The sequence below is a fragment of the Oribacterium sp. NK2B42 genome, from assembly GCF_000424445.1.
Taxonomy (GTDB): domain Bacteria; phylum Bacillota; class Clostridia; order Lachnospirales; family Lachnospiraceae; genus Oribacterium.
The window spans coordinates 64,523-73,945 of the sequence record NZ_KE384188.1 but is presented as its reverse complement, the minus strand read 5'-3'; the positions used below and the strand labels follow the sequence as shown (position 1 = coordinate 73,945).

The 9,423-nt window shown below is 37.1% G+C and carries 8 protein-coding genes; 1 reads left to right on the top strand and 7 read right to left on the bottom strand.

The annotated features are described in order from the left end of the window. Positions 1 to 152 precede the first annotated feature (152 nt). Genes cas2 through G625_RS0116375 form a run of 7 tightly spaced genes read right to left on the bottom strand, consistent with a single transcriptional unit; the run spans position 153 to position 7,559 of the window. Positions 153 to 443 (bottom strand): CRISPR-associated endonuclease Cas2, encoded by a 291-nt coding sequence (gene cas2, locus G625_RS0116405; protein WP_029201960.1) that lies wholly within the window; start codon positions 441 to 443, stop codon positions 153 to 155. Positions 444 to 446: 3 nt separating this feature from the next. After that, positions 447 to 1,478, bottom strand: coding sequence for a type I-C CRISPR-associated endonuclease Cas1c (gene cas1c / locus G625_RS0116400; RefSeq protein WP_029201959.1), 1,032 nt, complete (start codon positions 1,476 to 1,478; stop codon positions 447 to 449). Continuing rightward, a complete protein-coding gene (gene cas4 / locus G625_RS0116395; RefSeq protein ID WP_029201958.1) occupies positions 1,462 to 2,130 on the bottom strand; it encodes a CRISPR-associated protein Cas4 in 669 nt (222 codons plus the stop codon). Before cas4 ends, cas1c begins: the two co-directional genes overlap by 17 nt. Before the next feature lies 1 nt (position 2,131). Continuing rightward, a complete protein-coding gene (gene cas7c, locus G625_RS0116390; RefSeq protein ID WP_029201957.1) occupies positions 2,132 to 3,028 on the bottom strand; it encodes a type I-C CRISPR-associated protein Cas7/Csd2 in 897 nt (298 codons plus the stop codon). Positions 3,029 to 3,030: 2 nt separating this feature from the next. Beyond that, positions 3,031 to 4,740 (bottom strand): type I-C CRISPR-associated protein Cas8c/Csd1, encoded by a 1,710-nt coding sequence (gene cas8c / locus G625_RS0116385; protein WP_029201956.1) that lies wholly within the window; start codon positions 4,738 to 4,740, stop codon positions 3,031 to 3,033. After that, complete coding sequence (cas5c, locus tag G625_RS0116380) at positions 4,737 to 5,399, bottom strand: type I-C CRISPR-associated protein Cas5c (RefSeq protein ID WP_029201955.1); 663 nt, start codon at positions 5,397 to 5,399, stop codon at positions 4,737 to 4,739. Before cas5c ends, cas8c begins: the two co-directional genes overlap by 4 nt. 51 nt (positions 5,400 to 5,450) lie before the next feature. Then, the gene (locus G625_RS0116375) at positions 5,451 to 7,559 is read right to left on the bottom strand and encodes a CRISPR-associated helicase/endonuclease Cas3 (protein ID WP_029201954.1); all 2,109 of its coding nucleotides are present in this window, start codon (positions 7,557 to 7,559) and stop codon (positions 5,451 to 5,453) included. 415 nt (positions 7,560 to 7,974) lie between these two features. Between G625_RS0116375 and G625_RS0116370 the strand changes: the two genes are divergently transcribed. After that, positions 7,975 to 9,399, top strand: a complete 1,425-nt coding sequence (locus tag G625_RS0116370; protein ID WP_029201953.1) for an AAA family ATPase — start codon at positions 7,975 to 7,977, stop codon at positions 9,397 to 9,399. Positions 9,400 to 9,423: the final 24 nt, after the last annotated feature.

Here is a 9,423-nt window from a genome sequence, read left to right as displayed (position 1 = left end):
TGATTAGTATCGTACAATATTTGTTTATATAGTAAAAATACAAAACAATTATCACAACATATCGCACATAAAATTATAGTTGCTTATATGCAACATGTACATTTGTTGCTGTGCGAACCCGCCAGGCATTTTATGTACGCTATATCTTCGCACTACAAAATAATAACATCCTTCATATCATATTTAGAATTTGCACCGTAATGTTCAATTTTATCCTTGTAGTTATTTCCAAGAAAATAAAACCTTAAACTATCCAGTTTCTCGTCCATTATTTCCAGTAACTTGGCCTTTAAAAGCGCACATTGACTTGCATCAACATTACATTCAAAAACAGAATTCTGTACACGAATACCGTAATTCTCACATGTCTTTGCTACCTTACGAAGTCTCGCTGCTCCTTTGGCTTCAGAAACGTTAACATCATATGTTATCAGCACCAGCATAAATTACCTCCACAAAAACGGAGGATAGCCATCAATGTCTCCTCTAATGTACCGAGCCAGTAGTAACGCCTGAACATATGGCACAATTCCCCATTGAATTTTTTCTTTCAAATACGGATGTTTTATTTCTTCTTTCTTATGATTCTGCCACTCAGTCAAAAAAAGCTTCTTTCCATTTTCGGTAAATTCTACAGCACCACTTTCTGAAGCTATAAAATCATCACCCTTAATCTGTCGGTTATTTATTAGTGTCACAATAAAACGATCCACCAACAAAGGCCTAAGCTCTTCCATCATGTCTAAAGACAGTGATTTTCTTCCCGGACGATCTTTATGCAAAAACCCAACAAATGAATCAAGTCCAACAGATTTTAGCCCGTTAACGCAATCGTTTGCTAACAATGAGTAACCAAACGAAAGCATGGCATTTACATTATCTAAAGGAGGCCGACGATTTCTTCCATTAAAGCAAAAATTATCTTTCTGATTAAGGATCAAGTCATCAAAACAGTCAAAGTACACCTGTGCAGCCTCCCCCTCTAATCCACGAATTTCATCAATAGAATTTGCAGACATAACCTGTTTTGTCCGACTGTCAAGAACATCTTTTGCTCTTTTGATTTTTTCCACATCAACACGAAGCGAGTGATCTCTCAGAGTTCTATCCAATACCCATTTACAGTTATATATCTTTCCAATAATAAAGTTTTTCACTATAGGAACACTCTGTTTTTCATCTTCCGAAATCTGATACTGCTTTTTTCTCAGCAACACATTCCCATTCTCGTCATTTATTACACGGAACAGAAATTTACCAAATGGGGAATAAAAAGATATTCCTATACCCATTTCAGCGCATTTTCCCATGAGCTGCGGCGTTGCGCCTCTATTTGAAAAGCAAACTATTTCTTCGAAATTCAACAAGGGAAACTGACCAGCTTTTGTTTTTCCTATTTCTACAATTACAGTTTCCCCTTTTAATGACAAATATGCATCCTCATTCGTAACATACAAGGTATTAAGTAATTTTCTCATCGCTTTGCAGCACCTCTTGAATGTATTTGTTAACGGATTTAGATTTCTCCAATTCCGGCAGACATACATTATTTAACGAACAGGCATAACAACTCTTTGTAAGCTTTCCTCTGGGGGTCCATCCTTTTTTCCAGTAACTTTGCATTTCTTCAATGGTATCTACGACATGTTTTCGAAGATTATCCGTAAATTCCACTTCAACACGATGTTTTATCTTTCCATAAAAAAGTGCTCCATACTTAATCGTACAAGCCAGCATTTCTTCCAAGCACATAGCCTGCCCACAAAGTTGAAGTACATCAGCCTCGCTTTCTTTAGGCTCTCCATTTTTGTATTCAACGGGGTATGGTTGCCACCGCCCTTCATATCTGTTTAGCGGAATCCCTCCATTATCTTTTCTAAATTCTACAACATCACAAATACCCGTAACGTTGAGCTTAGAAGACTTGACTCGCAAACCTCTCATAATGATCAAGTCACCTCTCTTTTCGGACTTACTATCATCATGAGCCTTTTTATGCATCAGTAGTCCTTCGGTCGTACGAAGATTTTCAGCCCATTGTTGTTCAATATGGATCAATCCCCACTGCCTCCGGCAGAAGCAAAAATGCTGTATGCCGGAGAGCATAAGATAATCATCTTCCTTGTACATATTAGTCACGGATTATTATTGATACACCATTTGGAATCTGATCATCTTTTACCGAAATCTCGTAATCCTCATATGATCTTGCCGGAGCTGAGGTATCAGCATCTTTCCTGCTGACAGATACCAAATCAAAAAGTTTATGGGATGGAGCATTACCAAGTTCAGATTCGTGCTTAAAAATTATCAGTTTACGAACTGCCATTTTGCCCCTGGCAGCAGAATGATCATTCTCAAACATGTTGTAAATTGCATCCCAAAGAAGGTTTAAATCATCCTCCGTAAATCCAGTAGATTTTCTGGCAAGGTTAGCGGAAACAAATCCTTCGCAACGATAAAGACCATAAGGAACAATATACTTAGATCCCATTTCATTGTTTTTATTTTCAGCATCCTTCTCAGTTGTAATAGCCACTCGTGTGATTGTTATCTCTTGAGGAACTACCGGTTCAACAGACTTGGCAAATCCGATTTGCACCGGACCACGAACCTGTCCGCAATTGAGTTTTGCCTTTGTAAATGTAGTCATAACAGCGCCAAACGCACGAATATCATAAAAATTCGCACACATCCAATCACGAATTTTCAGGTCAATATCCGTATCCTTCTTTTTCTGTTCTGCAACTTTATCAGCAGCTACTCCCAATGCAGCATATGCCTCTTCATCATTCTTATTTAAAACAGCATGACTCTTTATATAAATGCGATACCCTGTTGAATCATCCTTAACCATTTCTACATAGTTACGGATTTTTCTCTTTATGCAAACATCCGTGATAAGCCCAAGCTGTGTTTCCGCATCAACTCTTGGCATATTTCCAGAATCCGGATCACCGTTCGGATTACCATTTTCAACATCAAATAAAACTACAAAATCATATCTGTTTTTTATAACTTCACTCATTTTTATCCCTCAACTTTCTTTGATTTGAAATAATCCTGAATCTGATGATAATATCCTAATTGAAATGCTCCTCGTTCAGGCATATTTAATGTTTTTGGATAGCCTTCTTCAAATTTTTCAAGTATCTCCCCAAGTTGTTTGCTATAGTATACCTTCATGCCAGTGTTCAACTTACGCAAGTGATTCTGCGATAAATCAATCAATTTTGGCATGATAGTTGCCGGAGTTGCTGATGCCCCACCAAAATACTTATCCTTAATTGTTGAATTTAACCCCGGATTTGCAGATTCCTGAATACGCTCCAATACTGCAAAAAGTCTTCCCAAGTTGTACGGAACATTATCTGTTTCTTTATTTAGTCCCACTTTCAATACCTCCTTCGGAACTTGTTTATTTTCATTTTTCAAATAATACGCTTTTATAATAGCTGCTCTTCTTTGTCCAACATAATGATCAGCTCTTATCCTAAGATCAATGGCATTTATTAATGTTGCTGGATACCTCACATTCTCAATAATAGATCGAGTCAATTCTCCTGCCAGAATAGGAGAGACATCTGCTCCACTCCTGCATGTTTCCTGAAGCAGCTGCCATGTAGGCATAATCGCTGCTGTCTCCTTTCCTGATTCAATATTCAACCGTTCTTGATGTTCTCTTATATTGCGGACAAATTCTCCAAAAGTACCTCTTTCAAAGAATCTGATTGATAAACGTGCGTTATTTGGGGCTATTCCCAATAAATAAAACTCCATCTGTGGATCTAAGCGTTTGGAATTATAATCAACAACTTTTCCTTCGCATATACTCTCAACCAACTTGATCAAGTCTTCTTTTGAATAATACTCATCATCTCCGAAAAAAAATGCATTGAATGCATCTTGATACTCTTCCTCTCCATTAATTGCATAAAACAGTAATGCCGTATTTCCTAAGTAATTTTTGTAAGTCAATCTCTCCGTAAGGTAATTCAAAGCCTCACCATATGCAAATGATGCATATTCTCCGGTCTGAGCGTTATATCCCTGCTCCTTTCCAAATGAAGAAAAAGCGGTAGCATTAAATGATACTAATGATGCCCCGGAAGATTGGGCATTTCGTATTCTTTTAATTGTTGGATGAAGTATAGCTAAAGAATCAATCTTACCTGTCACACTACATCTACATACATTTTCTCTAGTTCCGTCATTATATACTTCGTTCCACCTTTCCTTTATGTATTGGTTTTCGTGAACGAACTTACCATCATGCATAAATATTAGGTTTCCACCCTTTAAAATATCATTTTTAAATTCCTGAATTACCTCACATTCACTAGCCTTCTCTGTATTCCAATTCTCAAAAAAACTAAGAACCGCTATGGCTGCTGCATCATCCCGCGACATTATTTTCTCATGTAGTTCTTTTGCGGCTAAAAAACAATCTCTGGCACGATCCGGCTTCCCTTTACCATCTATCCCCAATAAATATGATGAGTTATCACAAAGAAAGTTAGGTGCGATTCCGCTGGATCTTTTGACTTGAGAAGGAACTGACATCTTTTGAGGAACAAGTTTCTTTCCGTCATGTTTCTTCAAAGATATTATCCGTTTAAGCTTTCCGTTAATGTCTATGTCGAGTGCATAGCTCACATCAACCTGACTCCACCCCGGCTTTGATAGCACTCCTTTTTCTGCCAAAGCTTCATAATACCTCACTAACGATTCCAGTATCACCTCAACACCTCCTCGCTATTTATGTCCGGAACTCTTATCATGCCATTTACCATTTTTGCCCGGAAAAACATAGGCTTAATATCGTCCGGCGTACTGTAATCCATGTCGTACAACATGAAACCAAGATCCTTTTCTCCATCCAGTTTATCTGAAATTATAACGTCATCAGAAGCTTCTTTGAAAAATGCAGTAAACTCTCGACACCCCATACAAGGCTGGTGATAATACTGTCCTCTAGACAATCTCCGCTTCATGATATCCTGAAACTTTCCAGGATTATCTCCGGGGGCAGCCTTGTCAGTCATCTCAAAATGCGCCTCGATAATATAACGTACATCTTTCAAGACCATAGAAGCCCTTTGTTGTATATCAGAAGATGTATTAATGTATAATTCTCCTTTTCCTACATCCATCACAGATTTGACACTTCTTGCGCTGATTTTTGACTTGATTTCATTTCTTCGAATATTGGTAAAACTGATTGGATTACAAACCTGAATTTTATCAACTATCCATCTAAGTCCCGGATGCCAGTAAATCGCTTCCAATATGCCTCTTGCAGCCGATGGAGTCATGACATCATAAGAGACCCGTTCTACTTTCATTTCAGGGCGAGTAAACAGCGCATAATCTCCCCATACTTCAACCTTTATAGCCATGGTTTCCTCCAAATTTTATAATTATGAGATGTACAAAAATACCAGTTTCCTTTAAATCATAATAGCCTCTCCTTCCTTGTATTCTAAATCAAGTCCAACATCAAAACGATATAGACTACTATCAATCAAAATGCATTTTTCATCATCCAAATCTTCCACCGCAAAATGTTCTTTTAAGCTCATGTACTGGTATTTATATATATTAACCCCAAACAAACCGAGCTTACGGTAATCGTTCTTATTTGCGATGTTTAACCGAACCTTTTCTATAAGTGAACTGCTTTCCTCAACCTCGATATAAATAGTTCTTGTGTCACTATCTATTAAATTGAACTCATCTGAAACATCTTTGAACGGCAATTGTATAGTACTTAATTGTTTTATTATCTGATATTGGTCTAATGAATCATTACCTTTCAAATAAAACAATTCATCAAAATATTCTTTTATAGCTTCTTTACTGCTGATATCTTCATATTTTTCAATTACATAACCAGCAGCACCAATTTGCATCGAAAACATTTCCGGAGAACCACATTCCAGATCAAAAACATGAACTATACTTTCGTCTTTATTACGTTTCCCTTCTCGATTACAACGTCCCCCAGCCTGTAACAATGAATCTATTCCTGCAATCTGCCTATACACGCAAGGAAAATCAACATCCACTCCGGCTTCAATCAGTGAGGTTGCCACTACTTTACATGGTTCCCCTTTGCTAAGACGTTCTCTTATTTCTAACAACACCCTTTTTCTATGTTCCGGATACATACTTGTTGAAAGATGAAAACATCCCTCACCGTTCATCAAATTAAATAATTCCCTCGCTGCTCTTCTTGAATTTACAATACACAGAAATTGTTCATTCCCATTTAATCTTTCTATCAGTTTTTCGTAAGAGAACGTACCATCAAATGAAAATGATATCCTTCTGAACAAGCGATCCTCGTAGTATTCACTCGGGCAAAGTTCATATGATATGTAGTCTGTATAAAATTCCCTTATTATATTTGTTAAGGATGGTTGTGTTGCAGTACACAAAACAACCGATGCATAATAATGTTTTACTAACTCCGTCAGTAATGAAATACATGGTTTTATATATGGAACAGGAAGCATCTGTGCCTCATCAAATATGATGACGCTGTTTGCCACGTTATGTAGTTTTCTACTTGATGACGCCTTATTTTTGAAAAATGACTCAAAGAATTGAACACTTGTGGTTACTACAACAGGCATGTCCCAGTTTTCAGTAGCTCGCAAATGAAATAATGATTCTTCATCTTCTCCGGATTCAACATTAGAATGATGCTCAAGTACCGATTCATTTCCAAGAATCTTTCTAAAAATCCCGGCTGTTTGCTCAATAATAGATGTATATGGAATAACATAAATAATTCTCTTTAATCCATTTCTTTTTGCATGTTCAATCGCAAATGCAAGTGATGCTACTGTTTTTCCACCACCGGTAGGTACGGTAAGTGTATACAATCCTTGATTAAGCTCTTTTCCCTTCTTCATGACATGCTTAAGAATATTACATCTAAGCATATTTAATTCATTGTTAGCCGGGAACCATGGAGCTATGAAAGTATTCAGTCTGTCTTGAAGAAGATCAATATTTAAGTCTCTTCCGCGATCAAGAATACCTGTCATAAATTCTTCTGTATCCAAAAAATCCGCATCCACCAAACAAGAATAGACCATTCTTATCCTATAGGATAATTCAAGCATATCTCTTGGAATCTCGGTGTTTTTTGATGGTAGGTTTATATCATTTTCCCAACCTCTGTAACACGGTAATCCGACTTTTTTTGAGCGGTTTATCCTTGCATTTAACGAAGTCCCCTCCAAATCTGCACGGCCACCAAAATTCGGCAATCCGGCATGATGACCGGCAATGCAGAATGCTTCCACTATCATTTTATTTTTACAGGCTTCCAACGCTCCGGCAGTAGAATGATCTACCTTAGGTCCTCCATGAAGCCTTCTTTGAAATTCATCCGAATACTTTCCGATATCATGCATTAAACCCGCCATATATGCATGTTTTTCTTGATGAAAAGGCTCAGCAAAATCGGCCGCCTTTTTCGCAGTATTTTCAAGATGTTCCTTAACTGATTGTTCTCTTCCATCTTCCGTAATATGTGCAAGATACATCCTTTTTCCTCCGATGTAACTTCAAAATCCCATTATTATTTTTCCGAAGAAGTAAAGTGTCCGTTCTGTGATTCAACAACAACATATTAGATATTTCACGACCAAAAAATCTTATGTATATTATCTCATGAATTGTGTGTAAATTCAGCAAATTATATAGTTTGTCACGTGCTACAAAGATATTTGTTATCCCTTTTCTTATGATTAAACTCTACATCTTTGAACATGCAAAAAAATGTACATAAACACACGTTTGGATTGTTTGTAAAACTAAAATATTGAATAAAGCTCATATATTTGGAGATTTTCGCCTTTTTTATAAAGATTTTTCCATTTATCTCGCAATTATTGCTTATTTTTGGAATTTTTGTATAATCCTTATAGGGACATAATTTTTCAATTAAGGATGAACAAGATGAAAATCATAGGTAGAAAGCTTGAAAAAAGAGAATTGGAGCAATGTGATAGATCAAGCAAATCTGAGCTGGTATGTGTTTATGGCAGAAGACGTGTTGGCAAAACTTTTTTAGTTGAACAGACCTTCGGGGATTACTTTGCCTTCCGGGCTACCGGACTGGAAAAAGGTAATACACGCCAACAGCTTAAAGCTTTTAACCAAAGACTTATTGCAGCCGGTGCCAAGACTAATTCCACTCCAAAAGATTGGTTTGAAGCTTTTTCAAGATTAGAGGAAATATTATCCGGAGAGAACATTATACTTTCACCACATAATAAAAAAATAGTTTTCTTTGATGAATTCCCCTGGTTTGCCACTGCAAAATCCGACTTTCTTTTGGCATTTGAAGAATTCTGGAACAGATGCGGCACACAGCACGGAGATATTTTATTTATAATGTGCGGTTCTGCCACCTCGTGGATTATTAAAAACGTCATTGACAACACCGGCAGTTTATATCATAGAGTTACAGCACAAATATTTCTTAAACCGTTCAGCCTAGCGGAATCTGAATCATTTTTTAAGGATAGAGAATTTGGATGGTCACGAGAGCAAATACTAGAATGTCAAATGGTATTCGGTGGCTTGCCGTATTTTATGGATTTATTGAATGGTGATGAAAGTTTCGGACAAAACATTGACAGACTACTATTTCGTCAATCCGCAATACTAAAAGACGAAACAATCAGATTACTGGAGGCCACACTCAAAAAATCTCCGATATATGAAAATATATTACATCTTCTTTCTCAGCATCTGTACGGGATGAAAAAATCTGATTGTCAGACTGAACTGAATGTGTCTGTCGGTTCATTTTCAAGAGCCACTGAAGACTTGGTAAAATGTGGTTATATAGCCGAATACAAACGGAATTATGAATCTGGAAACCCTCTTTATCTGCAGCTTGTTGACCCATTTCTGATGTTTCATTACCATTTCCTGTCACAAGATAATAAACTTAGCTGCTATGATGACCTGATATCAAACACAGGTGCCTACTCAAATTGGAGAGGCCATGCTTTTGAAACCTTATGTTGGTTTCACATTGCTCAGATAAAAAAAGCTCTTGGTATCTCCGGGGTGAAAACTTCGTCTTTCCCTTGGAGCAATCTCGAACAAAAAGATAGTGTTCAGATTGATCTGGTTATCGAACGAGCCGACAAGATCACAAATATATGTGAGATAAAGTGTACCGAGCACCCATTTGTGATGACAAAGGATGTTGATTTATCGCTTATACGAAAAAGAGATATCTATCAGCAGAAAACCGGGACAAAAGATGCTTTAAAAATAGTAATGATATCAGCAATGGGACTTTCCGGCACGGCTCACACTGAACATATTTCAAACGTCATTACAATGGATGATTTGTTTGAGCCATAGTAATAAGGACCGATTCTTTTCACA